This is a genomic window from Cyanobium sp. WAJ14-Wanaka (assembly GCF_024345375.1).
Lineage (GTDB): Bacteria > Cyanobacteriota > Cyanobacteriia > PCC-6307 > Cyanobiaceae > Cyanobium_A.
The window spans coordinates 774,232-799,170 of record NZ_JAGQAZ010000001.1 but is presented as its reverse complement, the minus strand read 5'-3'; the positions used below and the strand labels follow the sequence as shown (position 1 = coordinate 799,170).

Annotated in this window: 34 protein-coding genes and 1 tRNA gene; 12 read left to right on the top strand and 23 right to left on the bottom strand. The window is 61.8% G+C overall.

All coding sequences use genetic code 11. The features are described from left to right. The first annotated feature begins 27 nt into the window (after positions 1–27). The 4 genes from KBY49_RS04480 (at position 28) to KBY49_RS04460 (ending at position 3,073) form a co-directional block, all read left to right on the top strand. Positions 28–1,143, top strand: a complete 1,116-nt coding sequence (locus tag KBY49_RS04480) for an ABC transporter ATP-binding protein (RefSeq protein WP_254933534.1) — start codon at positions 28–30, stop codon at positions 1,141–1,143. A gap of 404 nt (positions 1,144–1,547) precedes the next feature. Further along, positions 1,548–2,564 (top strand): fatty acid desaturase, encoded by a 1,017-nt coding sequence (locus KBY49_RS04470; protein WP_254933532.1) that lies wholly within the window; start codon positions 1,548–1,550, stop codon positions 2,562–2,564. Between the two features lie 24 nt (positions 2,565–2,588). Then, on the top strand, positions 2,589–2,804 hold the full coding sequence (locus KBY49_RS04465) for a hypothetical protein (RefSeq protein WP_254933531.1): 216 nt from the start codon (positions 2,589–2,591) through the stop codon (positions 2,802–2,804). Further along, positions 2,792–3,073, top strand: a complete 282-nt coding sequence (locus tag KBY49_RS04460; RefSeq protein WP_261346200.1) for a hypothetical protein — start codon at positions 2,792–2,794, stop codon at positions 3,071–3,073. The genes KBY49_RS04465 and KBY49_RS04460 overlap by 13 nt, the downstream gene beginning before the upstream one ends. 369 nt (positions 3,074–3,442) lie before the next feature. Here KBY49_RS04460 and KBY49_RS04455 read toward each other — a convergent pair whose 3' ends face one another. The 4 genes from KBY49_RS04455 to KBY49_RS04440 all read right to left on the bottom strand — a co-directional run bounded on the left by KBY49_RS04455 (position 3,443) and on the right by KBY49_RS04440 (position 5,746). Continuing rightward, positions 3,443–3,643, bottom strand: coding sequence for a hypothetical protein (locus tag KBY49_RS04455; protein WP_254933530.1), 201 nt, complete (start codon positions 3,641–3,643; stop codon positions 3,443–3,445). Positions 3,644–3,829: 186 nt separating this feature from the next. Further along, on the bottom strand, positions 3,830–4,375 hold the full coding sequence (locus KBY49_RS04450; protein WP_254933529.1) for a mobile mystery protein B: 546 nt from the start codon (positions 4,373–4,375) through the stop codon (positions 3,830–3,832). Then, positions 4,372–4,833, bottom strand: coding sequence for a mobile mystery protein A (locus KBY49_RS04445; RefSeq protein ID WP_254933528.1), 462 nt, complete (start codon positions 4,831–4,833; stop codon positions 4,372–4,374). The genes KBY49_RS04450 and KBY49_RS04445 overlap by 4 nt, the downstream gene beginning before the upstream one ends. Positions 4,834–5,080: 247 nt before the next feature. Further along, positions 5,081–5,746 (bottom strand): DUF6816 family protein, encoded by a 666-nt coding sequence (locus KBY49_RS04440; RefSeq protein ID WP_254933527.1) that lies wholly within the window; start codon positions 5,744–5,746, stop codon positions 5,081–5,083. Between KBY49_RS04440 and KBY49_RS04435 the strand changes: the two genes are divergently transcribed. After that, positions 5,745–5,840, top strand: coding sequence for a chlororespiratory reduction protein 7 (locus tag KBY49_RS04435; RefSeq protein WP_254933526.1), 96 nt, complete (start codon positions 5,745–5,747; stop codon positions 5,838–5,840). The genes KBY49_RS04440 and KBY49_RS04435 overlap by 2 nt on opposite strands. 103 nt (positions 5,841–5,943) lie before the next feature. Here the strand turns inward: KBY49_RS04435 and KBY49_RS04430 are convergent, their stop codons facing one another. The 3 genes from KBY49_RS04430 to KBY49_RS04420 all read right to left on the bottom strand — a co-directional run bounded on the left by KBY49_RS04430 (position 5,944) and on the right by KBY49_RS04420 (position 7,418). Further along, a complete protein-coding gene (locus tag KBY49_RS04430) occupies positions 5,944–6,201 on the bottom strand; it encodes a helix-turn-helix domain-containing protein (protein ID WP_254934026.1) in 258 nt (85 codons plus the stop codon). A 35-nt stretch (positions 6,202–6,236) separates the two neighbouring features. Next, a complete protein-coding gene (locus KBY49_RS04425; RefSeq protein ID WP_254933525.1) occupies positions 6,237–6,698 on the bottom strand; it encodes a helix-turn-helix domain-containing protein in 462 nt (153 codons plus the stop codon). A 279-nt stretch (positions 6,699–6,977) separates the two neighbouring features. Then, entirely contained in the window at positions 6,978–7,418 is a 441-nt protein-coding gene (locus KBY49_RS04420; protein WP_254933524.1) for a thermonuclease family protein, read from the bottom strand. Positions 7,419–7,486: 68 nt separating this feature from the next. Here KBY49_RS04420 and KBY49_RS04415 point away from each other — a divergent pair, with 68 nt between their 5' ends. Then, positions 7,487–7,729 carry a hypothetical protein gene (locus KBY49_RS04415; protein ID WP_254933523.1) on the top strand — a complete coding sequence of 81 codons (243 nt, stop codon included), beginning with the start codon at positions 7,487–7,489 and terminating at the stop codon, positions 7,727–7,729. A gap of 93 nt (positions 7,730–7,822) precedes the next feature. Then, positions 7,823–8,212 (top strand): DUF4236 domain-containing protein, encoded by a 390-nt coding sequence (locus tag KBY49_RS04410; RefSeq protein WP_254933522.1) that lies wholly within the window; start codon positions 7,823–7,825, stop codon positions 8,210–8,212. A 532-nt stretch (positions 8,213–8,744) separates the two neighbouring features. On the opposite strand, the gene KBY49_RS04405 is transcribed toward KBY49_RS04410, so the two are convergent. From KBY49_RS04405 to KBY49_RS04390, 4 genes are all read right to left on the bottom strand, one after another. Beyond that, the gene (locus KBY49_RS04405) at positions 8,745–9,029 is read right to left on the bottom strand and encodes a DUF1651 domain-containing protein (RefSeq protein ID WP_254933521.1); all 285 of its coding nucleotides are present in this window, start codon (positions 9,027–9,029) and stop codon (positions 8,745–8,747) included. A 7-nt stretch (positions 9,030–9,036) separates the two neighbouring features. Then, the gene (locus KBY49_RS04400; protein WP_254933520.1) at positions 9,037–9,321 is read right to left on the bottom strand and encodes a galactose oxidase; all 285 of its coding nucleotides are present in this window, start codon (positions 9,319–9,321) and stop codon (positions 9,037–9,039) included. Between the two features lie 541 nt (positions 9,322–9,862). Then, the gene (gene brnA, locus KBY49_RS04395; protein ID WP_254933519.1) at positions 9,863–10,117 is read right to left on the bottom strand and encodes a type II toxin-antitoxin system BrnA family antitoxin; all 255 of its coding nucleotides are present in this window, start codon (positions 10,115–10,117) and stop codon (positions 9,863–9,865) included. Further along, complete coding sequence (locus KBY49_RS04390; protein WP_254933518.1) at positions 10,104–10,367, bottom strand: BrnT family toxin; 264 nt, start codon at positions 10,365–10,367, stop codon at positions 10,104–10,106. Before KBY49_RS04390 ends, brnA begins: the two co-directional genes overlap by 14 nt. A gap of 334 nt (positions 10,368–10,701) precedes the next feature. Here KBY49_RS04390 and KBY49_RS04385 point away from each other — a divergent pair, with 334 nt between their 5' ends. Continuing rightward, positions 10,702–10,842 carry a hypothetical protein gene (locus tag KBY49_RS04385; protein ID WP_254933517.1) on the top strand — a complete coding sequence of 47 codons (141 nt, stop codon included), beginning with the start codon at positions 10,702–10,704 and terminating at the stop codon, positions 10,840–10,842. Positions 10,843–10,944: 102 nt separating this feature from the next. Here KBY49_RS04385 and KBY49_RS04380 read toward each other — a convergent pair. The 4 genes from KBY49_RS04380 to gloB form a co-directional block, all read right to left on the bottom strand. After that, positions 10,945–11,018, bottom strand: a tRNA-Pro gene (locus KBY49_RS04380). Between the two features lie 86 nt (positions 11,019–11,104). Beyond that, positions 11,105–11,503, bottom strand: a complete 399-nt coding sequence (locus KBY49_RS04375; RefSeq protein ID WP_254933516.1) for a Rid family detoxifying hydrolase — start codon at positions 11,501–11,503, stop codon at positions 11,105–11,107. 30 nt (positions 11,504–11,533) lie between these two features. Then, positions 11,534–12,664, bottom strand: coding sequence for a hypothetical protein (locus tag KBY49_RS04370; protein WP_254933515.1), 1,131 nt, complete (start codon positions 12,662–12,664; stop codon positions 11,534–11,536). 68 nt (positions 12,665–12,732) lie between these two features. Continuing rightward, the gene (gene gloB / locus KBY49_RS04365) at positions 12,733–13,473 is read right to left on the bottom strand and encodes a hydroxyacylglutathione hydrolase (protein ID WP_254933514.1); all 741 of its coding nucleotides are present in this window, start codon (positions 13,471–13,473) and stop codon (positions 12,733–12,735) included. A 36-nt stretch (positions 13,474–13,509) separates the two neighbouring features. Between gloB and hisG the strand changes: the two genes are divergently transcribed. From hisG to KBY49_RS04350, 3 genes are all read left to right on the top strand, one after another. Next, on the top strand, positions 13,510–14,166 hold the full coding sequence (gene hisG, locus KBY49_RS04360) for an ATP phosphoribosyltransferase (RefSeq protein ID WP_254933513.1): 657 nt from the start codon (positions 13,510–13,512) through the stop codon (positions 14,164–14,166). Further along, on the top strand, positions 14,166–15,965 hold the full coding sequence (locus KBY49_RS04355) for an ABC transporter ATP-binding protein (RefSeq protein WP_254933512.1): 1,800 nt from the start codon (positions 14,166–14,168) through the stop codon (positions 15,963–15,965). The genes hisG and KBY49_RS04355 overlap by 1 nt, the downstream gene beginning before the upstream one ends. 63 nt (positions 15,966–16,028) lie before the next feature. Next, positions 16,029–16,517 (top strand): GNAT family N-acetyltransferase, encoded by a 489-nt coding sequence (locus KBY49_RS04350; RefSeq protein ID WP_254933511.1) that lies wholly within the window; start codon positions 16,029–16,031, stop codon positions 16,515–16,517. On the opposite strand, the gene KBY49_RS04345 is transcribed toward KBY49_RS04350, so the two are convergent. Genes KBY49_RS04345 through KBY49_RS04335 form a run of 3 tightly spaced genes read right to left on the bottom strand, consistent with a single transcriptional unit; the run spans position 16,514 to position 19,037 of the window. Continuing rightward, on the bottom strand, positions 16,514–17,272 hold the full coding sequence (locus KBY49_RS04345) for a TIGR04283 family arsenosugar biosynthesis glycosyltransferase (protein WP_254933510.1): 759 nt from the start codon (positions 17,270–17,272) through the stop codon (positions 16,514–16,516). The two genes, KBY49_RS04350 and KBY49_RS04345, sit on opposite strands and share 4 nt — an antisense overlap. After that, complete coding sequence (locus KBY49_RS04340) at positions 17,263–17,910, bottom strand: TIGR04282 family arsenosugar biosynthesis glycosyltransferase (protein ID WP_254933509.1); 648 nt, start codon at positions 17,908–17,910, stop codon at positions 17,263–17,265. The genes KBY49_RS04345 and KBY49_RS04340 overlap by 10 nt, the downstream gene beginning before the upstream one ends. Before the next feature lie 8 nt (positions 17,911–17,918). Further along, positions 17,919–19,037 (bottom strand): trypsin-like peptidase domain-containing protein, encoded by a 1,119-nt coding sequence (locus KBY49_RS04335; RefSeq protein ID WP_254933508.1) that lies wholly within the window; start codon positions 19,035–19,037, stop codon positions 17,919–17,921. An 82-nt stretch (positions 19,038–19,119) separates the two neighbouring features. On the opposite strand from KBY49_RS04335, the gene dnaA reads away from it, so the two are divergent. Continuing rightward, complete coding sequence (dnaA, locus tag KBY49_RS04330; RefSeq protein ID WP_396099359.1) at positions 19,120–20,532, top strand: chromosomal replication initiator protein DnaA; 1,413 nt, start codon at positions 19,120–19,122, stop codon at positions 20,530–20,532. A gap of 20 nt (positions 20,533–20,552) precedes the next feature. Here the strand turns inward: dnaA and KBY49_RS04325 are convergent, their stop codons facing one another. From KBY49_RS04325 to KBY49_RS04305, 5 genes are all read right to left on the bottom strand, one after another. Next, positions 20,553–20,981 carry a hypothetical protein gene (locus tag KBY49_RS04325; protein ID WP_254934024.1) on the bottom strand — a complete coding sequence of 143 codons (429 nt, stop codon included), beginning with the start codon at positions 20,979–20,981 and terminating at the stop codon, positions 20,553–20,555. 102 nt (positions 20,982–21,083) lie between these two features. Further along, positions 21,084–22,004 (bottom strand): CbbX protein, encoded by a 921-nt coding sequence (cbbX, locus tag KBY49_RS04320; protein ID WP_254933507.1) that lies wholly within the window; start codon positions 22,002–22,004, stop codon positions 21,084–21,086. Beyond that, a complete protein-coding gene (locus tag KBY49_RS04315) occupies positions 22,001–22,261 on the bottom strand; it encodes a 4a-hydroxytetrahydrobiopterin dehydratase (protein ID WP_254933506.1) in 261 nt (86 codons plus the stop codon). Before KBY49_RS04315 ends, cbbX begins: the two co-directional genes overlap by 4 nt. Positions 22,262–22,295: 34 nt before the next feature. Further along, positions 22,296–23,432 carry a CO2 hydration protein gene (locus tag KBY49_RS04310; protein WP_254933505.1) on the bottom strand — a complete coding sequence of 379 codons (1,137 nt, stop codon included), beginning with the start codon at positions 23,430–23,432 and terminating at the stop codon, positions 22,296–22,298. After that, the gene (locus tag KBY49_RS04305; RefSeq protein ID WP_254933504.1) at positions 23,432–24,934 is read right to left on the bottom strand and encodes an NADH-quinone oxidoreductase subunit M; all 1,503 of its coding nucleotides are present in this window, start codon (positions 24,932–24,934) and stop codon (positions 23,432–23,434) included. Before KBY49_RS04305 ends, KBY49_RS04310 begins: the two co-directional genes overlap by 1 nt. Positions 24,935–24,939: the final 5 nt, after the last annotated feature.

Sequence of the window (24,939 nt, the reverse complement as noted above, 5' to 3'; positions counted from 1 at the left end):
ACGCAGCGCCCGTGGCCCCGCCGCCTAATGCCAGTTGAGCTGAACCACCCTGAGCTGCCGTTGCCGCCCCAGGTGGAGCTTGATGGTCTTTGGCACCGCTATAGCGGCCCCGCCTCCAGCGGTGACTGGACCCTGCGCGATATCCACTTCCAGTTACGTCCTGGGGAGCTGGTGGGTCTGTTGGGGCCCTCCGGCTGCGGCAAGACCACCCTGCTGCGCTTGATTGCCGGTTTTGAAAAGCCCGACCGCGGCGTGGTGCGCATCGGCGGCCAGGAGGTGGCTGGCCCCCACCGCTGGCTACCGCCCGAACGCCGTGGCGTGGGCATGGTGTTTCAGGACTACGCCCTGTTCCCGCACCTCGATGCCTGGCGCAATGCCTGCTTTGGCCTCAGGCGAGGCCAGGACAGCAGTCGGGCCGCCTGGCTCCTGGAGTTGCTGGGGTTAAAGGGTCTGGAGCGCCGCTATCCCCATGAGCTCTCTGGCGGACAACGCCAGCGCCTGGCCCTGGCTAGGGCCCTGGCACCGGGCTGCTCGCTGGTGCTGCTGGATGAACCCTTCTCCAACCTCGATGTGGAGGTGCGGCTGCGCCTGCGGGCAGAGCTGCCCGGGGTATTGGCCAGCTGTGGCGCCAGCGGAGTGATTGTGACCCACGATCCGGAGGAGGCCCTGGCGATCTGTGGCCGGGTGGCGGTGCTTGAGGCGGGCCGGCTGCACCAGTGCGCCAGCCCCCAAGAACTGGTCTCCGCTCCGGCTACGGCCTTTGTGGGGAGATTCGTGCTGCAGAGCAATCTGTTGCCGCTCCAGTGGCAGGGCGGTCGCCTCACCACTGCCCTTGGGGCGGTTCAACCCCTGGCAGGAGCCCAGCTTCCAGCGATGGATCCAGCTGCTGATCTGCAGCTGCTGGTGGGCCCCCGGGGTATCGAACTGACGCCCGATGAGGCGGCTGAGGATCGCGTGCTCGCCCGGGAATTTCTGGGTAATGAGTGGCTTTATCAGGTGCAATGCGGTGAGCATCGCCTGCGGCTGAGGCTGCCCTTGGCGCAGGAGTACGGCTGCGGGCAGCGCTGCCGCCTGCGGCTGCGGGCCGGGGAATCGATGCGTCTTTTCCCAGGTGGGGTGGAGTTGGTTGCTCTTAGTTCTTGAACCTGCGATCTAACCACTGGGTGAGTAGATAAACCCCGATAAACATCGGCAAATAGGCTATCCACATGTTTGGCAAATCAAACTCTGCATTGTTGATTAGCACGAGCCCCCCATAGCTAATAACGCCATAGATAAGGGCCCTGCGCAGTGGTCCGGTGATCTTCTGCAAGCGAAATTGGCGGGGGATTTGGCTCAGGATATGTTCAACATCGTCTGCTTGGGCCTTGTTAGCGTGGCTGCGTCACCCAATCGGCCCATTGGTTACTTCTGTTTCGCTTCGGCCCCTTGCTACGGGGTCGCTTCCTTTTGATCGTCCTGTCTACCCCAGTAAAGCTGAACTGCTGGCAAGCCTGCCCCCCGAGCTTCTACGCATCCATCCAGTCAAGGCCTGGGGAAGTCTGGGGATGTCCCTCAGCCTCACCCTGCTGACCTACGCATTAGGAACGAAAATTCCCTTGACAGCCATGGCGGCGCCGCTCTGGCTTCTCTATGCGGTGGTGGCCGGCACCGTGGCCGGCGGTTGCTGGGTGATCGCCCATGAATGTGGTCACCGGGCTTTTCATCCCAACCCCCGGGTGGAGGCTGTTGTTGGATTCGTCTTGCACAGCCTGCTGCTGGTGCCTTACTTCAGTTGGCAGCACAGCCATGCGGTGCACCACGCCAATTGCAACCACATGGAGGGGGGGGAAACCCATGTGCCCCCTCGGGCAGGGTCGCCCGCAGGACGCCTTGTGGCGCGGATTAGCAAGCAGCTCGGGCCAGAGCTTTATGGGGTCACCTCCTTGATCACCCATCTGCTGTTGGGCTGGCCGCTATACCTGCTGTTTGGTGTGGCGGGTGGTGAAAACTACGGTGCGCCAACTTCCCACTTCACCATAGCTGGGCCGTTTCGCAACGGCAGGCGCGCCCTGTTCCCGAATGCCTGCATCGGCTTGATGCGGCTCTCGAATCTTGGCCTGCTGGGGATGTTGGCGATCCTGGTGTTGGCTGCAATTCAATTCTCTCCAGCGAGGGTATTATGTGTCTACGGACTGCCCTACCTGGTGATCAATTCCTGGCTAGTGGGTTATACCTGGCTCCAGCACACCGACACCGATATTCCCCACTTTTCCACCCCTGATTGGACCTGGGCCAAGGGTGCCCTCCAGACCGTGGATCGCCCCTACGGCCCAATTTTGAATTTGCTCCACCACGGCATTGGTTCCACCCACGTGTGCCATCACGTCAATCCTCGGATTCCCCACTACAACGCCTGGAGGGCCACTTCCCTACTGAAGGAGCGCTTCCCCCATCTCGTGCGCTATGACCCCACCCCGATCCATCGGGCCCTATGGCGGGTCGCCACCCGTTGTGCCGTCGTGCAGCAGCCCAGCTCCGGTGAAGGCTTTTTCTACCAACCGCAGCCCGTTAGTGAGGCTTGAATTGCAGACCCTGCCTGGCTGTCAGTGGCGCCTATGCTGCGCTATTGGGATTTTAGTAAATTGAATAGGGAAGAAATCTTGCATGAATACAAGCAAAGGCCTGGTGCATTTATTCCTGAATTCGTAGCCTTGGATGATCTTGTGGAGATTTATCTAAACAACCCTGGCTTCCACTCGAGCTTCGAAGACTTTATGGATGAATGGCAAGAAGAGGACAATGCTGTAGAATGCGAGTTCTAAATAGGAGCCAAATTGATTTGGATATCCCTCCCCAAGAGCTGAATCCAAAGTGGTTTAAAAGTCACTTGCTGGACCGCTCAGTTGAGCTTCAAGAGCTTTATGAGTTGCCCCAAGGGGAGCTAGATCTAGTAATGGCAGAGGCTGCCGAGGTCAGGACTGATGTAGCCAATCGCGAGCGTAACCACGGCAAGTGGTGCACAGCTGGCTATTTCCTGGAATTGGCAAAGATCATTACTAAACGGCGATTCGACCAGCTCGATAGCAAGTAAGGCCGCACGACAGCAGAAAAATCCCAGTAGTGGCGAGACCCAGCCCATTAAATCGCCTTCTGCGCCTCTAGCGCCCACAAACCGAATCGACTGACGTAAAGCCCAGCAATCAGCTTTTTTTGAGGAGCTGGTCGTACTGAGCATGCGTGCCGATCCAGACCCAGACCAGCCCATCCTCTGAGGCTTGCACTGCCAAGGCGCGATGTCTCAGGCCAACCCTCACGGACCAGAACCTCCCAATGCGTTTGAGGTGTAGTGATGGGTGGCGGGGGTCGGCCTTGAGCTGCCCATAGGCCCGATCAGCGAGCTCCTGCACAGCAACTGGGAGGGCTTCATATGAGGACCAGAAGCGAGGACTGGCGCGATGCTTCACCGATCGGTGCAGCGCCCGGCGCTCAGATCGGCGAGGGCCTCGTCAGCCAACCAATCCAGGCGACCAGCACCAAGGTCCTGGTCCATCTGCTGGTCCCATTCGCGGGCATCAAAAGCATCAAACCAGGCCCGGAACTGGGCCCGTTGCTCGGGAGCCAGCTGCTCGACAGCAGCTTCTATGGCTTGCACAGTGGTCATCCCTGAAGGTTAAGTCTCTTCGTGGTGAATAGTTCGTTCCTCGGCTGCCATCCCACAGATAGCCGAGACGGGTCATGGCCGAAACCGCAACACACAACAGCTCCAGGAGAACAAACAAGAGCAGCGAGCTGCTTGAGCATCACCACCAGCAGATCAATGTCGGAATCAGGCCGAGCATCGCCCCGATCAGCTAGCCCGCGCAAAGGCGAGCAGGGCGCTGATGTTGCCCCGGTCTGCTTGTTGAAGCGCAGCGATGTACTTCTGGCGCTGGGCAGAGGCATCGACGAGGTAGTTGCTGCCTCCCCAGGAGAAGCGAGGTGCCCCCAGCTGCTCGATCAACACATCAGCGATCAGGCGCGGATGGCGCCCGTTGCCATTTGGGAATGGGTGGATGGAGACCAGCCGGTGATGGAAGCGGATGGCGATGTCTGCCAGCAGGGCCGGCACCTGCATGCGAATCTGCCGCCAGTCGGCACCGATGTTCTTGTCGCTGTTGAGGTATTGACCGGCCCAACGCCAACTCTGGCCAAACATCTCGCGGTGCAAACGACGTAGCCAGTTCTCTTCCAGCGGCCGCGGCCTCCGTAGACGTGATAGCCAGAGTAGGCAGGCCTCGATGTTCTGTTGCTCCCATTCGTTGAGCTGGCTGCGGTTCACTAGATGGGTGGGCAGCAGCCCCTCCAGCTCCTCCCCATCGAGAGGCGTCGCCCCGGCCGGTAGGTCGTCGTTCATACCCACAGCCGGCTGCCGCTGGTGCGGAGGATCTCCTGGGCCATGGCCTCGAGTCGCTCATCCGGCGTTGCAGAGGGCGAGGTAACGGGCTGGGCCTCCAGCGCCATCGTTCGACCGGCGCGCTGCTGCCACTGCTGCGCAAGGTGCAGAGCCCGTTTCCATCTCATCTCCCGCAACGGGCGCCTGGGAACGAGGGCGTACTGCAGATCACAGTCGAGGGCCTCGGCCACCCTTCGCAGGGTGCCGAGCGTGATGGCCTCGGCCGCCTCGGCCTGCTCCAGCTTTCGCACCCCGGAGGCAGTGATTTCCAAGCGAGCCGCCAGTAGGGGCGAGGTCATGCCCAGGGCCTGGCGTATGGCCCGCAGCCAGCCCGTCGGCGGACGGGGCGGCAGCGGATGACTCGCGGCCTCGATTAGCACCGCATCCATCTGGGCCAGCAGTAGCTCCTTGGTATTCATGGTGGAGGGGAACGATCAATCCCGGCAAGGCGCAGCTAAAGCTACTTATCACTCCCAATTTGTGCAGTCCGGGGAGAGCGATAGGTTGCTCGGATGGTCTCAAGAGTCGTGGCAAGTTCAGGGCGGCCCGTGGAGTGGAACTCCTCATGGGTCCAGATGGCATAGGGGGCCCAACCAAGCTCACGGGCAGCAGCACAGCCCCTTCTGCCGGCCGGCATCGCCGACCACCTTCTGCTCGAACCCCTGTTCAACTGACGGGATCGGATTGTGCTGGAGGTGGGGCGGGGTTGAGCGGTGTCAGGGTTAGGTGGAAGTGGCCACTGCTGCTGGCCGCGGCGGCCAGACCTAGGGCAGGAGAGGGATAGCTGGCCTGCCACTGCTCGGTTGTCACCGTGCCGTCGGGGTTTTGGCTGTAGTGACTCAGGGTTTCCACCCGGCTCACCCGGGGGTCGCCGGGGCCATGCAGCACCTGCAGGGCCAGTTCGTCAGACCAGAAGCCGCTCGGCATGGACGATTCGCTGCGGCGTCCCACCACCGTCGATTCCAGCTGCTGATCATTCGCCAGCAAGGCGATCTGGCGGTTTGGGTTGGTCGGATCATTTCGCACTTGCAGCAGGGCAGCGCCAAGTAGGGCCCGGCCGATCGCGGTGGCATTGAAGGCCCGATCTCCCACTACCGTTCCGCCTGGGTCGGGGCTGAAGCGCACCTCGTACTCCAAGTCATCGCTGCGCACCTGCCAGCGCCCGGCCATCCAGTCGGGGTAGCTCAGGTCCTGGTGGCCGGGTCGAGCTGAGGGGCGCTCCAGGGGAGCGGGTAGGCGCCACTCGGGCCAGTGGGCGGCCCGTTCCGCCAGCACGCCCGGCCCGATCGCCAGCAGCAGCGCCAGCATGGGTGCCAGTAGGGCTCCAGTCATGTCCGATTCCCTGTTGCGGGAGCTTGATCATTACGTGGTGCTGGAGCCAGGTGGCGGCGAGCGGATTCTCACGGCGGCCGAACCCCTGGCCTGAGCACCGCAAGGAGCCAGAGCCGGTAGAAGAGCCAATCAACTGGGAGTTGGTAGCAGCAGATCTGAACATGTATCTCGGCCCTGATTGGCCAGCACCTCCGTATTCAGCAGAGCAGGCCAACACGTTGGCGATGAGCTTGGCCCTGGCGCAGGATCGGTTTTGGGATTAAACGCCCAGCCCCGGCTTGCCTGCGTCTACCCACCTGTTCCGAAGCTGGCGAATCTCGCGTTCGTAGTCCCTTTGCTTGATGAAGAGCATTACCAGCAAACTGCCTGCGCCAGCGCTGCAGGGTGGTCAGACCCACGCCGAGTAGATCGGCCACCGCACGAGCGCGAGCACCATCAGCAATACCCTCATCCAAGATCTGCAGAGCCTTCTGACGATCGCCGGGGGAGGTCAATCGTCCCCGTCCTCTGGCCAGAAGGCCTGGATCTTTTTTGCAGCCAACAGCAGTGCCGCCGCCTCCGCCAAGGCCTTTTCTTTACGCCTGAGCTCCTGCTGCAGACGTTTGATCTCCCGTTGATCCTCCTGGTGCCGCTTCTGGAGGTCCTTCTGGTCACTCATCGTCAGCAGAGGCTGGGCATTGGCATCTTGAGCCGCCTGCCGCCAAATTCCTACCTGTTCCGGGTACAAACCCCTCTCGCGGCAGTAACCGCTGAGCTCGGTGGCATTGAAGCCAGCGGTCTCGACCACCACCGTGAACTTATCGGTAGAACCCCAACTCTCCGGATCCTTTTGCGATGCCGGCACCACCTGACCCTGCAGTCGCCAAGCCCTTCTCCATCTGTAGAGGGTGGCAAGGTGAATGCCCAGCTCCTTGGAAATCCGGGCCACGCTCTGCCTTTGTGGAGGACCCATCCGCCTTCTCACATCAGCTTTAACGGCCTCGCTGTAACGACGCATTGCTCTGCTCCATTGAGCCCCCTTTGTGATCGAAATGGAGAGGCGTCAACTTTCCTGGCAGAGGGGGGTGCGGCTGGCCCTGCTCGCCAATGCGCTCAGCGCAAACTTTCGCAGGCCTCGCCATCACTATTGCTATCGAGATAGCTATGCCCATGGCCTATAAGCTCTTGGGCACGCTCGTAGGAATCGATTTCGCTGCAGCGGTAGCGCCTGTCAAGCGTCACCCACTTCTGGTCAGGTGCTCGGCGTCCAGATACCCCTTGGTATTGCAGCCGCCCTAGTACTGGCGATAGGCAAAGGCCTGACCGCCTTCCACCAATGCAAGGTGATGATCACGCCGCTGAACACCTCCGCCACGAAGCGGCCGTAGCGGTCTGTGGTTTTCACATCGAGGCTGACCTCCCGGCCAATTGGCAGCCTCTGTTGCAAATACGTGCGGGCCTGTTGGCCGTATGGGCTCTGGGCGGTATCTGGGGCATCGATGCAGGCCAACCGCACAGTGATGGTCCTGCCGGCCTGGCGTACAGGAACCGTGTCGCCATCGCCGATGGAAAGCACGGTGGCCGTGACGCTTTGGCTATGGACTTCAGCTGGCCCGGCCACGGACACCCAGAGCGCGACACCCAGCAGAACCCATCTGACCGTCGCCGGAGTTTGCACCGGCGCCGTTTCCATGCGGCCCCTGCATCGCCTAGGCGGGCTGGTGTGCTTCAGGCCAATCTGGAGCTCTGCTTCTGCCTCCGATGGGCCGCACTCCCCTGCTGATCCCCCTCGCTCTGGCGGCTCTTGCAGCCGGCAGCGCCCTAGCCCAGCAGCCCATTCGCCCTCTCCCAAAAGTGGGAAGCTGCCCGCTGGGCTACTACAGCTCCGGGAGCTACTGCGTGCCGAGCAGTGGCGGCAATACCCGTGGCGCCATAGAAAAGAGCGGCAACAGCTGCCCCTTGGGCTGGTACAGCTCCAGCGGCTACTGCGTTAAAAGCCGCTGATCGCCATGGGCTTCCGTTTCCGTCGCTCCGCCCGCCTGGGCCCGCTGCGCTTCAACTACCGCTACGCGGGCCTACCGCTACAGCAAGGGGGGCTTGAGCTCGATCTCTGTTGGCGGAAGGGGTGCTTCCTTCAATATCCCCCTAGCTCGCAGCGGTGGCCCCCGCACCACCCTGGGGCTGCCAGGGACCGGCCTGAGCTGGAGCGTTGAGCATGAACCTGGCCCTGCAGCGGGTCTACCCAACAGCCGCCGGCTGCGGCCCGGCCAACTCGATGCCCTCAAGCAGTCGCTGCTAACGGTGCTGCGTCAGGAGCTTTTTTCTCCTGGCTCCTTAGGAGAGCAGCTGTGGGAGCACGGCCTGATGAGCCGCCTGCTGGCTGATGGTTCCCTCAGTGCGCGCACCACGGGCTTGTTGACTCTGATCGAAACCCCGGAGGCGATGGAGGGCTATCTATTGCGGGCCCAGGGCCAGGACGATGCCTAGCCGCAGGCTTCTGCTAAGCAGTGGCGCCGCGCCCAGCGCTGCATTGAGGCGGTGCAGCTGGCGCAGCGGTTGAGCGCCGAAAAGGGCTGGCTGGGCTGAGACAACAAAACCCCTGAGGAAAACCTCAGGGGCGCTGGCTAAGAACATTCCAAGGCAGTGGAAAGAAGCTGCTGACGTTGGCACCTGGGGCCATACATTCCAGGTGTGGGGCGAATAGTTCTCCTGTGGGCACCTGAGGCGGTGCAGTTGGAGTGTCGATCAGTCAGGCGCACGAGGTGAGCTGCACTGGGGAATGCTGCTCTCTTGCCCGGCTGAACGACCCGCCCACGTATAGATAAAGACTGTTGGAGCAGGGGCCTGTAGTCAGCGTGCTTCTTGTACCTGGCGGGGTGGCGTGTCGTCCATGTGGGCGCCTCCTGGGTTGATGGGCACAGCATCGCTGGGCCAGCGGTTCAGCACAATCGGCCTTTACACCCATTGCCTCCCGCTGCAGATGGGAAGAAGCTGAAAGTCTTTGCTGTGCTGCAACAGCTCAAGCCCGTGGCAGCGGTGGCGGCGTCCACTGCGGTTTGCATACCTGCCAGCCCTGCTGGTGCTTCTGGGCCCAAAGCTTCATCGCTTGCTCCCGCGTTAGCTCTTTGCGGCGTTTCAGCAGCGGCGGCTCGCCACTGGTCATCACTTCTCCCAGCGTCACCTCCAGGGTCTGGCTCCAGCGGTCGTAGCGGCGCGGCTGGAAATGCAGGACCTGACGGCCATCACTGATCCAGCCCTCCAGAGGGGAGAGCGGCGGCTGGCCTGTCCTGTCCGTGACATTCATCGGCCGCTCACGCCAGCTCCGGCGCCCAGCCGCGGCTGTGCGTCATGTCATCAGTCCAGCCCTGGCAGCGGCTGGTCAGGTGCTCGCCATGGGCGACCAGCCCTTGGTGCAGCTGGCAGGTGAGCACCGGGATGCAGTTCACCCCAGCGTGATGCCTAAACCAATGGCAGGTCATGCAGACCTTGCGGCTGCGGGTCTTGAGCAGCACAGCCTCATCGAGGTAACGCCACTCTTCGATAGGGATTTCAAGCCGGGCGGCCAGGGCCGCAGGCCGTGGGAGGTGGACACCCATGAACCGCTCCAGATGCGTACACCTGTACTAGCACGCTTCCAGCCTTCTGGCTGTCGCTTGCCCTCGCCATCGGAATGCTTTCCACAGGCAGCAGCGCCCTGGCCCAGCAGCCTGTTCAGCCCTTGCCAAAAGCGGGGAGCTGCCCCATCGGTTACTACAGCTCCAGCGGCTACTCGCTAAAAGCCAGTGATCCCATGGCATTGGCTGATGTGCCTGTGCAGGTGACCCGGCCTGCAGCACGGTTGCCCCTTTGTTGTCCCTGCTGCGATCCTGACCTGAGTCTGCGCAACAGGCCCAAGCCATCCCAGCGGCACTCCCCCGATGCCACGCTCCGCTGCCCTTTCTGCCAAGGCCCTGCTGGCCGCCATCCGCACGGGCCATGGCCGCAAGAGTGCCTTCTGGCAGCGGATGCAGGAGCTGGGCCTGAGTTGATAAAGCTGCTCATCTGTGGCGCCGAGAGGCACCTGCCGAGGAGATCGACGGACGCTGACTAGGTCGAACTCAAACACCAGGACCGATCTGTCTCTGGTGATGGGGCCCTTCAGGTGAGGGCGGCCATACCCGGATTGGATTCAGTGCGTCGCTCCAGTCGTTCTGCCAGCCAGACCTTGATGATTGACTGCCGTGTCACCCCAAGGCGGGTGGCCTCATGGTCGAGCTGTTCGACCATCCAAACTGGAAAATCCACATTTACGCGCTTCTGCTGCAGGCGGGGCCGCGTCGCGGCGTTGAGATCAAGTGCGCCTAGAACAGCGTCACCAGCATCGAAGCAACGATCAAATTCAGAGCTGTTCATAGAGCTTTACCTCTTCTGGGCGTGAGCAACGGACAGAAATGAGACGGATGGCCTGGCTGCGATGGGTGATCACGGCTGACCAGTGCTTGCCATGGATCTGAGCAATGACGAGAAACCGCAGCTCATCAGTTGTGCGGGCTGGTATTTCCAGCAGGTCGGGATCGTTCCATAGAGCTTGTGCATCCACGAAGTCGATACCGTGCTTGGCCTGGTTGGCTTTGCTCTTGAGCGGGTCGAACTCAAAGTCCATAGAGTTCAGAATCTATACCTTTTTAACTCAAAGAATGGGCGGCGCTGCCGCGGTTCTGACTTAGAGCGCAAACTGTTAATGCTGTTGGTGCTGATCTGCCGGACGCACCGATCTGTTCTGCTGAGCGCACCAACCTGTGCGACACCAAAAAAGCTTCGATCCACTCGTGATGGCGTCGCTGGCAGATCCGATCCGCGATCGAGGGAGCCTCTTCCGGCACTTGAAAGCGCTTGCGAAACGCCTTGCTGAATCCTTACAGCGCCGAACAGGTCAATACGCTGGCCATGAGCCTGGCCTTGGCGCAGGACCGCTTTTGGGATTAGCTGTGTGCCCCATGCCCAATTTCGCCATGTTCTTTGATGCTGCTGCTGGCGCCGGCATCCAGAGGGTGCAGGCGCTCGATGCTGGGCACGCGGCCGACATTGTGCAAGCAAACCATCCAGGGGCCCGACTGGGTGTTGTGGACCTGCCCTAGTGGAGGGTCAGAACCTCCGTCGGTTGTTGCAGGGGTGGCTTAACTCCAGATCTGGGGACCAATCTGGAGACCTGGGTTAGGTGCCAATCCCTGAAAAGTCAATCGGGGCGACAGGATTCGAACCTGCGACCTAGTGCTCCCAAAGCACCCGCGCTACCAAGCTGCGCCACGCCCCGCCCTTCCCAACTTAGCCCTCGGCCCGCCAGCCACAGCTGGCGTCGGTTTCAAAAAGGGGATGGATCGCTGTGAGAGCTATGTGGGCCTAACCCAGTAGGGCAATGCAGTCGATTTCGACCCGAGCCCCCTTGGGCAGTGCCGCCACCTCCACGCAGGCCCGCGCCGGGGCGATGCCAGCGCCGAACATCTCGGCGTAAAGGGCATTGACCTTGGCGAAGTCTGCAAGATCCGCCAGAAACACGGTGGTGCGCACCACCTGAGCCGCACTGGAGCCAGCGGCAGTGAGCACGGCCTGGAGATTGGCCAGTACCTGCCTGGTTTCTGCCTCCACATCTCCGCCCCCCACCATCGCGCCGCTAGCTGGATCGAGGGCAATTTGGCCGGAGCAATAGAGCACCCCGCCGGCCTTTACGGCCTGGTTGTAGGGCCCTACGGGAGCTGGTGCTCCGGCCGTGGTTACGGCCTCCTGGGGGTGGGAATCCATTGGGCAGCGTGCCTGGCTAATTACAGATATTTAAGCCTTCCAGGCCAAGGAGGCAACTACAGCCATGGAGATTACCGAACCAAGCTGAAAAATTGTATCCACTTTATTGATCCGGGTCAGGGTAGTGATCTTTTGATCCTCATCTGCGCCCTGGTAAGCATTGGTGCCCCAGACAAACAACAGAAAAGTGGCAATTGAAATTAGGTAGCCAGCCGCATAAAGCCAATCTAGGAATGTGAGGTAATCAAGGGGCGGCAAGGTTGAATCGTAGGTTTGCTGAAGGAAGATTAGGGTCAGCATTCCGGTTGAGGGTATCGCCAGGCGGATATCACCAAGCTCACCTGCTACGGATGGTGCCAGCAGCACAATGCCCACCACAATTAGGAGCGGAAATACCCAGGTAAGAAAGCTGGAAAAGCCGGAGCTTCTTAGCTTGGTGACCACTTGAATTGCCGGATAGGTCAGGTTTCCCTTGTCCTGGCCCCAGCTGGTGCCATAGGAATGGACCATGGGCTCTAGGGCCGTGGAAGAAATTTTATAGCCATCTATCTCTGAATAGGATCCGAGCAGCTGATCTTTGCCCTGGTCTCCCACAAGCACTACATTTGAATTTTGCAGGGCCAGTTGGTCGTCTTGCACTTCTATGATAAGGGGAAGTGTGAGGCTTTCAAACGGAGAAAGCTTTAGGTTTAGATCGGGTATGTAGAAATTTCCCGAGAAGCGAACCTGGTAGTAGTTGTTGCCATTGGGGAGCTTTCGGGCACCTGGTGTGACGCTGCGAATTTTCGAATCCCATTCGTCGATTTGGTTTGTGATTTCAACTATGTCACCTGGCGCTATCTCGTTTGCGTCAAGAATCTCTTCAAGGGAATCTGGCCATTCCAGCCAGTAGTAGCCCTCGGCCACAAAGCGGCGCCCCTGAAGTGAAAGATCATGGTAGTTCTCTATATAGGCTCCAACTTTCACCGGGATTGCATTTGCCTTGCTGAGCAGCTCTGCCGTATTTGCGGGCTCGAAGCGTTGCGGCAGTGTTTGTTCAGTCGCGCTGGCCAGGGAGCCGTCAAGGTTTGAAACCAGGAGCACCAAGGCAACTACGAAGGCGCTGATCCAGAGCCCCCTGCGGCGCGTGATGGCAAGCCAGTTCTTTGCGGGGTTAGGCATTGCTATGGGTAACAGCCCTTAATCACCACTGTTAATTATCGCTCCCCAGGGCTGGTGGTTCATTTGGCCTAACGCCAGTTGTCCTTACGTTGGCGCAGGGCGGCCAGTTGCTCGGGGCCTTCTGCCCTCATAAACAAATTGGTTGCCTGCTCCAGGTCAATTGTGCTCGGGATGGTGGCAACGCCATCTGAGCGCAGCGCCAGCACCTGGTTTAGGCGTTTGGCAATGGCTGGGTTCTGGGGTTCTTCCGCCGCCGCCCAGCCCAGGTTGGAGGCCGTGTACTCATGGGCGCACCACACCTTGGTGGCCCCAGGTAGGGATCCCAGTTTTTGCAGGGAGCTGTGCATTTGCTGCGCCGTGCCTTCAAACAGGCGGCCGCAGCCGCCGGCAAACAGGGTGTCGCCGCAGAAGAGGTGGCCGGATTCGGGTAACCAATAGGCCAGGTGGGCCCGGGTATGGCCTGGCACATCGATCACTTCCACCTCCTCCCCCAGTAGTTGGAAGCCCATTCCTCCGGCCACCCCCTCGGTCTGCAGGGGAATGCGGTCGCGGTCGGCATGGGAGGCAAACACTGCTGCCTTGGGCCAGCGACGCAGCAGGCCCGCCGTGCCGCCGATGTGGTCTGAGTGGTGGTGGGTTTGGAGGATGGCGATCAATTCCAAGCCCCGCTCCTCAAGAATTGCCCGCACCGGTTCGGCAATGGCCGGATCCACCACCACCGCCTGGCCCCCACGGCTCAGCAGAAATACGTAGTTGTCGTTGAGTACGGGGATCAGCTCCACTCCCAGGCTCTCGGCAGGCAGCGCCATCGTTAAAATCCTTTTTCCGGACCACGGTGCAATTCCATGATCACCGTCGCTCTGGCGAAAGGGGCCCTTCTTAAGGACAGTGTCGGACGGTTTGCCGCTGCCGGGCTTGATTTTTCGGCCGTGCTCGACCCTAAAAACCGCCAGCTGATGGTGCCCAGCACCTGTGGCACGGCCCGGGCGCTGTTGGTGCGCAATGCCGATGTGCCGGTCTACGTGGCCTACGGCCAGGCCCAGCTGGGGGTGGTTGGTTTCGATGTGCTCCAGGAGCACCAGTTGCCCGTGGCCCAGCTGCTCGATTTGGGTTTTGGTGGCTGTCGGATGAGCGTGGCGGTTAAGGCCTCCAGTGGTTACCAGCGCGCCGCAGACCTGCCGGCCCATTGCCGCATTGCCAGCAAATTCACCCGTTGCGCCGAGACCTATTTCCAGGCCCTGGACCTGCCGGTGGAGCTGATCCATCTGGCGGGCTCGGTGGAATTGGGCCCGATTACGGGCATGAGTGAGGCGATTGTGGATTTGGTGGCCACGGGCCGCACTCTCGCCGAAAACGGTTTGGTTGCTATCGAGGATTTGTTCCAATCCACCGCCCGGCTGGTGGGCCATCCGATCTCGCTGCGCCTAGATGGCGGCGCCCTGCAGGAAATTGTCGATCGCCTTGCCCTGGCATCGACAGCTGGGCTGGCTAGCTCCAACTGATGGCCAACCTCGATCGACAGCGGCTACTGCGCCTGCTGCCCTACCTGGGCCGCGATCGGCGCCGGCTCACCTTCACCCTGGTGCTATTGCTCCCTGTGGCCTTTGCGGCCGCCATCCAGCCCCTGCTCGTGGGCCAGGCGATCTCGGCCCTACGCCACGAACCGGTGATGCCATGGCTGGCGGGCCAACCCGTCGCCCAGCAGCTGCGCACCCTGGTGAGCCTGCTGTTGGTGGCGGTGCTGGTCAGGCTCGGTCTGCAGGGCTTCCAGAGCTTCAACGTCCAGGCCGTGGGCCAGCGCCTGACCGCCCGCATCCGCGACGATCTCTTTGCCCATGCCCTGGGCCTCTCGCTGCGCTTCCACGACCGCACCCCCGTGGGCAAGTTGCTGACCAGGCTCACCAGTGATGTGGATGCCCTGGCGGAGGTATTTGGCAGTGGCGCCGTCGGCGTTCTCGCAGACATGGTCACCCTGCTGGTGATCGCCGTGACCATGATCACGATTGAGTGGCGCCTGGGGCTGCTGCTGCTCCTCAGCCAGATCCCAGTAATTGTCGGCATCCTTTGGCTGCAGAGCCGCTTCCGCAAGGCCAACTACCGGGTGAGGGAGGAGCTTGGCCAACTCAATGCCGACCTCCAGGAAAACCTGCAGGGATTGGAGGTGGTCCAAATGTTTCGGCGTGAGGCCTACAACAGCGCCAGTTTTGCCCGCACCACCGGCTCCTATCGCCAGGCCGTAACCGGCACGATCTTCTACGACAGCTCGATTTCGGCCTTCATTGAATGGGTGGCCCTCAGTGCCGTGGCCGTGGTGTTGGGCCTGGGCGGTTCGATGGTTAGCGGTGGCTGGATTGGCCTGGGCACCCTCACCACCTTCATCCTCTATTCCCAACGACTTTTTGATCCCCTGCGCCAACTGGCCGAGCGCTTTACCCAGATCCAGGGTGGTCTCACCGCCGTCGAGCGCATTGGTGAGTTGCTGGAGCAACCGATTGAAATTGCCGAATTGCCAGCCAGCCAGCGCAGTGCCGCGGCGGTGGTCAGTGGCCGGGAGCGCCGCAGCGCCGGCGAGGTGATTTTTGAAAATGTCTCCTTCTCCTATCGCCCCGATGACCCGATCCTTACGGACCTCAGTTTCCGCGTAGCACCGGGGGAACATGTGGCCCTGGTGGGTCCGACGGGCTCGGGCAAAACCACCGTAATTCGCCTGCTTTGCAGGCTCTATGAGCCCCAACAGGGTCGGATCCTGCTGGATGGGGTCGACATTCGGGAACTGCCAATTCCCACCCTGCGCCAAAGGCTTGGGGTGGTGCTGCAGGACACCTTCCTGTTCAGCGGCAATGTGGCCGACAACCTGCGCCTTGATTCTCCCGTTAGTAACGAGCAGCTCAGCCAGTTCTGCCGTGATCTGGGCCTCGATCCCCTGCTCTCTCGCTTACCCGACGGCCTGACCACCGAACTGCGCGAACGGGGCGGAAACCTTTCTTCTGGAGAGCGCCAGCTGTTGTCGGTGGTGCGGGTGGCCATTCGTGATCCCTCGGTGCTGGTGATGGATGAGGCCACGGCCTTCCTGGACCCCTCCACGGAAGCCACCCTGCAGCGCGACCTTGATCGCCTGCTCCAACAGCGCACGGCCATCGTGATTGCCCACCGATTGGCCACGGTGGAGGCGGCAGACCGGATTTTTGTGCTCAAAAAAGGTCGACTAATCGAGGAGGGCAGCCACCAGGCCCTGCGGGCGGCCGGCGGCCTCTATGCCCAGTTGGCGGACCTCCAGGAGCGCGGCCTGGCAGCCCTTTAGGCCATGGGCAGGTGGCCGTGATCAGCGAAGATCGGGTCAGTTCAGCGCTTCTGCACTTCGCTTTTGGCCACCGCCGAGCTCCTCACCAGCCTCTATGGGCAGCAGCATCGGATCTGCCCCACCCCCAAGGCCGATTTGTCGCTTGTCTTGAGCCGGGAGCGGCCGATTGACCTGTTTGAGCTGGAGCGGCTCTGCGACGCGGTGGGCTGGAGCCGTAGGCCGATAAGGCGGGTGCGTAAGGCCCTGGAGCACAGCCTTTTACGGGTGGGCCTGTGGCGCCACGATCCCCGGCTGCCCAAGTTGGTGGGATTTGCCCGCTGCACCGGCGATGGGGTAGTTGAGGCCACGGTTTGGGACGTCGCCGTCCATCCCCTCTACCAGGGGGCGGGCCTGGGCAAGCAGTTGATGGTCTACGTGCTCGACCAGTTGGGCGAGCTGGAGCTGGATCGGGTCACCCTGTTTGCCGACCCCGAGGTGGTGAGCTTCTACGAGGCCCAGGGCTGGGAGCTGGAACCCCTGAATCGCCGCTGCGCCTTTTGGTATTCGCCCTAGGGGCTTGCGTAGTAGCGGGCCGCCAGGGCCCCGCTAGCCACGCCGCGGCGCCAGGCCCGCCGCAGTTGCCAGTTCTGCCAGCAGACCCGCCAGATTCCCCTTTGCTGCCAGCGCCGGCCACTCACCGTGATCGCCTTTCCGAGGCAGCGCAGTTTGCCCCGCCGGCGCAATCGCTCCACAAATTCCAGGTCTTCCATCAGTGCCAGGGGCCTAATCCCCCCGGCTGAGTCGTAGGTGGCTCGCTTGATCAGTAGCCCCTGGTCGCCGTAGGGCAGTTGGCGCCAGCCACTGCGCAGGGCCACGGCCCCCTCCAGGAGCCGATAGCCGAGCCCTGCCCCGTCGATGCGCAGGGAGAAATACCAGGCTTGCTGGGCTTGGCCATTTGCTGGGCCATTAGCGGCATCTGGGCGATTTATTCCAGCGCTGATGGCTTGATCCCATTGCCTGGCCAGGCGGCCATCAGCATGCAAAAAAAGCAGCCAGGGGGCGCTTGTTTGGGCCGCACCCCAGGCCAGCTGCGCCCCCCGGCATGCCGGGGCTGGCAGCACCCGGGCCCCCGCCGCTCGGGCGATGGCACCGGTGGCGTCGCTGCTGCCCCCATCCACCACCACCACTTCCGCCACCAGGCCGGGGGCGGCCTGCAGATCGGCCAGCAGCAGGGGGAGGTGCTCGGCCTCATTGCGGGCCGCAATCACCACGGCAAGGGGCGGGTTATGGGCCGACAGACGCGGCGACCGATCGGGCTTCAACGCCATGGCACCAGGTCCGCAGGCCAATCCAGGTCGCTGCGCTCCTGCAGCAAATGGGGTTTGATACCGAGCGCTGAGGCCTGCTCCGTGGTGGCGGCCAGCACCCGCTCACTGCCCCAGGGAATGCCGGCGAACAGCCTCGGCCAGGAGCGGTTTAGACCCACCAGCCAATAGCCCCCATCGCTGGCGGGCCCCAACACCAGGCAGCTTCTGCCTTCTGCCCCGGCAGACCCCAGTTCGGCAAAGGCCTGCTCCAGGTCCGTGGCCTCGAGGCCAGGTAGGTCGCTGCCAATTACCACCACCTGGGGCGCCCCCTCCCTAAGCCCTCTATGGACCTGCCGCTGCAGGCGCAGGCCCAGGGATCCGCTGCCCTGGAGCGCCATGCGATCGGCCCCCAGGGCACTGGACCAGCGCTGGGCTGCCCTGGCGGCCAGGCCACTGACGGCGAGCACAACCTCAAAGTTGCGCAGGCTGTTGGTCGCGGCCAGACTGCTGGCTGTGGCAAGGGTGTGGGCCGTTAGGGCCCGTTGGACCTGGGCTGCCCGGCCGTCACCCAGACCCCGGGCCAGGCGCCCCTTGCAGCGCCCAGGGGCAGGCCAACGGGCCATCACCACCAGCTGGGCTGGCCGCGGCCGTTTTGGCACCAGGTCGCTCAACCTTTCTGGGGCAATTCGACCGGGTGAAGCATCAGGTTTTTGATCGTGTTTTGGCGCCTGGCCACCAGGACGAGGGGCTTGCCGACCTCCCCCTGCTCCACGGCTAGTTGCACCTCTGAGGGGTTCCTGACGGCCCGATCACCCACCTTCTCGAGCAGGTCGCAGGGCCGCAATCCAGCCCTGGCGGCCGGGCTGCCAGGTACCACCTCCACCACCACTACCCCATTCACCTCGGGCACCTGGCACTCGCTGGTGCTGGCGTTAATTTCCCTCGCCAGCTGGGGGGTTAGGGCCTGCAGGCGCACGCCGATGTAGGGATGGCTGGCGCTGCCCCGCTGGAGAATCTGGCCTGCGATTTGGCGGGCCACATTGATCGGGATCGCAAAGCTGAGGCCGGCGCCAGGGGCCTTGCGAATCGCCGTGTTGATGCCAATCACCTGGCCGTTGTCGTTGATCAAGGGGCCGCCGCTGTTGCCCGGATTGATCGCCGCATCGGTTTGGATGTAGGGCACCCGTTGACCCTCGCCGAGGGCATTGGTCCGCTGGATGGCGCTGATGATCCCGGCGGTCACCGTGTTGTCGAGGCCAAGGGGATTGCCGATGGCAATGGCCCATTCGCCCGGGCGCACCTTGGCTGAATCCCCCAGGGGGGCCACCGGTAGGCCGCTGGCCACAACCCTCACCACCGCCACATCCGTAACGGGATCAGAGCCCAGCACTTTGCCGCTGAAGCTGCGGCCATCGGGCAGGGTGACACTCACCTCCGAGGCCCCTTCGACCACGTGGGCGTTGGTCAGCACAATTCCGTCGGAGCGGGTAATGAAGCCGGAGCCCTGGCCCTGTTGCTGCTGGATCGTGGGTCCATTGCCAAACAGGCCGCCGAGGGGATTTACCAGGCGCTTGAGGGTGTCGATCCGCACCACCGCCGGCCCCACCTTGGCCACCGCAGCCACGATCACGTTGTTGCTGCCGCTCAGCACGGCCGCGGGGGCGGCATCGCTGATCCGGCCATCCTTGGGGCCCTGGCTAAAACCTGGAAAGCCCGTGCCGCAGCTTGCCAGCAGCGTTAAAGGGAGCAGCAGGCCAGTGCTGAGGCCCAGGGAAAGGCGGCGCATGGGCGGGGGTGTGGGCCAGGTGTGATTTCGACTCATTTAAGACGGACGGACCCGTTTGATCTGCGTATATTCAGCACCCTTGGTGGCGAAGTTTCTGGTGCTGCAGGAAGACCAGCTGTGGCACCAGGTTCAACAGGCACTCCAGGCCAACCTCAGTAAGCCCACCTTCGAGACCTGGATACGGCCGGCCCGTTGCACCTCCTTCACGGACGGCCAACTGCAGCTTTTGGCCCCCAACAGCTTTGCCTGCGGCTGGCTGCACAAGAACTACCTCGGCACGATTGAGGCGGTGGCAAGCGAAATTGCCGGCCACTCCGTGCAGGTGTTGGTGTCGGCCGCCAGCGGCGATGACATCCTGGCCCCCCCAGTCGCCGGATCACCAGTGGCGGGATCACCAGCTGCCGGGTCTCCAGCCCCTGCGGCGCTCCCCGCCAAGGCCACGGGCGAAGCACCTCGCAAAATGGCGCCCGGACTGAACCCCCGCTACGTCTTCAACCGTTTTGTGGTGGGTCCCAACAGCCGCATGGCCCACGCCGCCTCATTGGCGGTGGCGGAGGCCCCAGGCCGGGAATTCAACCCCCTGTTTCTCTGTGGTGGCGTGGGGCTAGGTAAGACCCACCTGATGCAGGCCATCGGCCAATACCGCCTGGAGATCAACCCCGAGGCACGGGTTTTCTACGTGAGCACCGAAACCTTCACCAACGACCTAATCCAGGCGATCCGCAAGGACGGCATGCAGGCCTTCCGCGACCGCTATCGCGCCGCTGATCTGATCCTCATCGACGACATCCAGTTCATTGAGGGCAAGGAGTACACCCAGGAAGAGTTTTTCCATACCTTCAACGCCTTGCATGAGGCGGGCCGCCAAATCGTGATTGCCTCCGACCGGCCCCCCGGCCAAATTACCCGCCTCCAGGAACGTCTGATCTCACGCTTTTCGATGGGTTTGATCGCCGACATCCAGGCGCCTGATCTGGAAACGCGCATGGCGATTCTCCATAAAAAGGCCGAGCAGGAGCAGATGGTTTTGCCCCGGGAGCTGATCCAGTTCATTGCTGGGCGTTTCACCTCCAACATCCGAGAGCTGGAGGGTGCCCTCACCCGCGCCGTGGCCTTCGCTTCGATCACCGGTCTGCCCATGACCGTGGAATCGGTGGCGCCGATGCTTGACCCGGCCGGGGTGGACGTGGAGGTCAAGCCCGAAAAGGTGATTGAGAAGGTCTCTGAGGTGTTTGGGGTGGGCGTCGATGAGATGCGCAGTGCCAGCCGCAAGCGGGCCGTGAGCCAGGCCCGCCAGGTGGGGATGTTTTTAATTCGTCAGAGCACGGACCTTTCCCTACCCCGCATCGGCGAGGTCTTTGGCGGCAAGGATCACTCCACCGTGATGTATGCCGTGGATCAGGTTGAAAAACGCCTCAACACTGATCCCCAGCTCTCCCGCCAGGTCCAGCAGGTGCGCGATTTGCTGCAGATTGACTGCCGCAAAAGGCGCTAGGGAAACCCGAGCCCTTTAGATCAGAGGCATCCCTGCACGGAGATGCGATAGCTGAATCCAAGGGCCCCCGGGTCGTTGCTGGCTCCCACCTTGAAGTTCATCTGGCTGGTCTGCTTACCTGGAATAGAGGGGAAAGGACCAAACATTTTCCCGGTGCCCATCGGCGGATTCATCAAGGTGTTGACAACCTGCAGGTTGGAGCCATCGCTGAACTTCATGTAGGCCTCTACCGGGTACTGGGCATTGGGGTCAGAGGAATTTGCGGTAAAGAAGAATTTGTAGCTGCTATAGGGCTGGGTGACAAAAAAGTCGGTGTTCCAATTGGTTTGGCCGATCAGTTTGCCCCTACCCACCGACTTGGCAACTATTGGCGAGCTGCCATTGCCACCTATGGGTTGCAGGAAGCTGCATGGGCCAGCAACGCCGGCGAGGGGATCAATGATTGCCATGCCCAGCCCCAGTCCCACCGCCAATCCGACCTTTGCCAGGTTGTCTTGGGCTTGGCGGATCAATTTCATTGGGGGAGGCTGCGAAGGGGATTTCGGCAGACCCTAGGTGAGGGGCTTGGCAGGGTCAAGCCCTTCAACTTCGCCTGCAAACACGCTGCTGGCGGTGATGTCCTCCGCCTCCAGGGTCATTAGGTCGAGCTTGGTGAGCGGGCTATCCATGCGACTAAACAGCCGGTTGGCCTGACGCATCCGGGTCCGGTCAATCGCATTGCGAATGGAGCGGGCATTGGCAAAGAAGGGCAGTTGCATCCGCCTTTGGATGTAATCGGCAAAGGCCGCCACTGCCTCTTCACTAAAGCGATAGTTTTCCGCCGCCAGGATCAGTCGGGCAATGGCCAGTAGTTCATCGGCGCTGTAGTCGGGGAAGTCGATGTGGTTTGCAACCCGTGAAGAAAGCCCGGGATTGGATTGATAAAACACATCCATCCGATCCTTATAACCAGCAAAGATCACAACAAGATCATCGCGGTTGTTTTCCATCACCTGCAGCAGGATTTCAATTGCCTCGGAGCCGTAGTCCCTTTCGTTTTCTGGGCGATAGAGGTAATAGGCCTCATCAATAAACAGCACCCCACCCATGGCCTTTTTGAGCATCTCGCGGGTTTTGGGCGCCGTATGGCCGATGTACTGGCCCACCAGGTCGTCGCGGGTGGCCGTGATCACGTGCCCCTTGCGCACATAACCAAGGCCGTGCAGGATTTTGGACATCCTTTCTGCCACTGTAGTTTTGCCCGTGCCGGGGCGGCCGGTGAAGGACATGTGCAGGCTTGGGGGAGCCGTCTCCAGGCCCACCTGCTGCCGGGCCCGGTCAACCACCAGCAGGGCGGCTATTTCCCTGAGGCGGGCCTTTACCGGCCGGAGGCCAATCAGCTCCTGGTCCAGTTGCTCCAGCACGGCTTGAATGCCTGCCCCTTCGTAGGCGGCCCGCAGATCGACCTGGTCGCCATCGGCACCAGTGCTCATTGGTTTAGGAGGGCGTCGATTGCGGCGGCAAAGGCCTGGTCTTGCCCATCAATCGCAGCCCCATCACTTTCTGGTCGCACCGTGAGGTTCACGTAGGTGCGACCAAAGCTGATATCGGGAAAGCGCTGTTGCTCCTCCGAAAGGGCATTCAACTGTTCAAGAAATAGGCGAGTTGCCTCGTAATCCCCAAATTCAATCCGCCGCTCTAGTCGGTCGGCTTGTTCCGGTTTGGGGCGAGGGGTCCAGGGCTGATCCATGGCCCTAACCCTAGGCCAGCTCTGCTCTTTCTCCCTAGAGGCAATCGGTGCGGGCCAGGCTTAGGCGGCTCGCCCAGCTGGCCGCATAGGCGCTGTTGGCGGCTGTTTCTGCCGGGTCGCTGCTGGCCAGGGAGTGGGGAAAGGTGCCCCTGATGGCCGCATTGGTCACACAGAACATCGACTTCTGGAAACTCATGCAGATCTTCACCCTCACATCCCCTTCGCCCCGGCCCTTCTGGCGGTAGAGCTGGTGCAAACGCTCCGGTAGATGCCGAAACATGTCTTGCATTAACAGGCTGGGGGGAATGCCAGATCCCATGGTCGGCAGGGGATCGGCAAATAGGGCCCCATAGGCGAACTTGCCCTGGTCGGGGGAAATTTGCTGGGCCTGGGCATTGAAACTGACCGTACCCAGGAAGGGCAGGCCCCGCAGGAAAACGGCCTCCACGTAGGGCACGGCCACATCCCCCAGGAAGGTAAGCCCCGCCTCTGGAGGTAGCACCCAAAACTTTTCACCGTCAATTTCCACGGCGTAGGTAATTGGCTGGGCCGCGGCGGCCACCAGGCCATCTTTAATAAATTCCACCACCTTCTCAATCGAATCCACCCGCCCATCGGCCTCAGCCTGGGCGAGGGCCACAAACAAATCACTCATTACCCGCCAAAACTGGCCAAGGGCATGGGTGGTGGCTGCGGTGCGAATCAACTCGGGCAGGAAGTTGCGAAATAGGGGATTGAGTAGGGCGAGCAGGGGATCGCGTTTGGTTTTGCGGCGGATGATCGCCCTGCAGGATTCAGCAAAGGCTTCCGAATCCAGGTAGGCATCCATGCCCCCTGTGCCATGCCAGAGCATCGCCTTCATGCAGTATTCGGCGTACTCAAAGTTGATCCGGTCGTGCCAGAGATGGCGCCAGATTTTTGCCGGATTGACGTCGCCATCGAGGTACTTGAAAAGGGGAAAGGGCACCAGGAACTGCCGCTCTGCCTGGTAAATCAGATTGATGCTGTAGGCATCCAGCACCTCCCCATAGCTCGCCAGCACATCCACCACCTCGATTAGGTGCTCGCGGCTTTCGCTGAGCAGGGTTTGGCCGCCCAACAACTGCTCCTGCAGCTCGCTGGCCGTGGCCATGGGCCCGCGGCGGACCAGATCGGCCGAGATAACAGGCATCAGCCCAGGCCTCCGGGTAACAGGGCCAGGGCCGTGCTGGCGGATTCACTGATGCGGGAAAGCCAAGATGGCACCAGGCCGAGGCCAATTACCAGCAGGGAAAGGGCTAGGGCGGGCACTATCTCCCTGGGGGCCACTGGCGCCAGTTGCACATCGAGACGGCGATCGGTGCTGGGATCGGTGGGCGGGGTGATCGCCAATCGCCCGAAAAAGGCCCGGTTCACAAGCAATAGGAAATAAACGGCGGTCAGGCCAGAACCCACCATGGCGAGCAGGGTGGCGACCGGAAAGCTAGCCACACTGCCCCGGAATACCAGAAATTCCGAGATGAAGCCCGCCATGCCAGGCAGTCCGGCACTGGCCATTACGCCAAGAATCATCAAGGTACCGGTCAAGGGCAGGCCCCTCTCGGGGTTGAGCAGACCACGGAGCACCTGCAGATCGCGGGTGCCGGTTTTGCGGTACACGATGCCAACCAGCAGAAATAGCAGGGCTGAGATCAGGCCATGGCTGACCATTTGGAACACTGCCCCCAGCAGGCTGATTGGCGTAGCTGCAGCAGCGGCTAGGAGGATGTAGCCCATGTGTCCCACCGAGCTGTAGGCCACCATCCGTTTCATGTCCTGCTGGGCAATGGCGGCCAGGGAGCCGTAGAGCACCGAAATGGCTGCCCAGATGGCAAGCCAGGGGGCCAGAACGGCCCAGGCCTCAGGAAATAGGCCCAGGCCAAAGCGCAGCATTCCATAGGTGCCCAGTTTGAGCAGCACCCCGGCCAGCAGCACCGAAACGGGGGTGGAGGCCTGGGTATGGGCGTCAGGAAGCCAGGTGTGGAAAGGGAATAGGGGGATTTTGATCCCAAATCCCACCAACATCGCCCCCAGCAATACCAGCTGACTGCCCATGGCCAGGGTCTCGCTAGTGACCGGGGTGAGGCTGAAGTCCACCGAGCCCGTAAAGAGTGCCAGGCCCAGAAAGGAACCCAGGATCAGCATCCCCGAGATCGCTGTGAAAATCAGGAATTTGGTGGCGGCGTAGGCCCGGTTGGCCCCGCCCCAGATGCTGATCAGGGCCCACAGGGGAATTAGTTCCAGTTCGTAGAAAAGGAAAAACAGCAGCAAATTTTCCGCCAAAAACGCCCCATTAACCGCCCCACTGATCACCAGCAGCAGGGCGAAGTAAATGCGGGGCCTTTGGCTGATGTCCCTGGTGCAGATTGCGGAAACCAGGGTCAGGCCTGCGTTGATCAGGACCAGGGGCAGGGATAGTCCATCCACCCCCAGCCTGTAATCGAGGCCCAGGCTCACCACCCAACTGAGTGATTCCTGCAGTTGCATCCCGCTTTCACTGGGATCAAAGCGCAGCAGCACCAGCAGGCTGGCCAGCAGTTGGGTCGTCAGTACGGCGATTGCCACCGCCCGCAGCTGGCCCGGCTCTGCCTTGGTGGGCCAGAGCAGCAGCAGCAGGGCTCCCAGGAAGGGAATCAGTAGGAGGGCGCTGAGCATCTGGT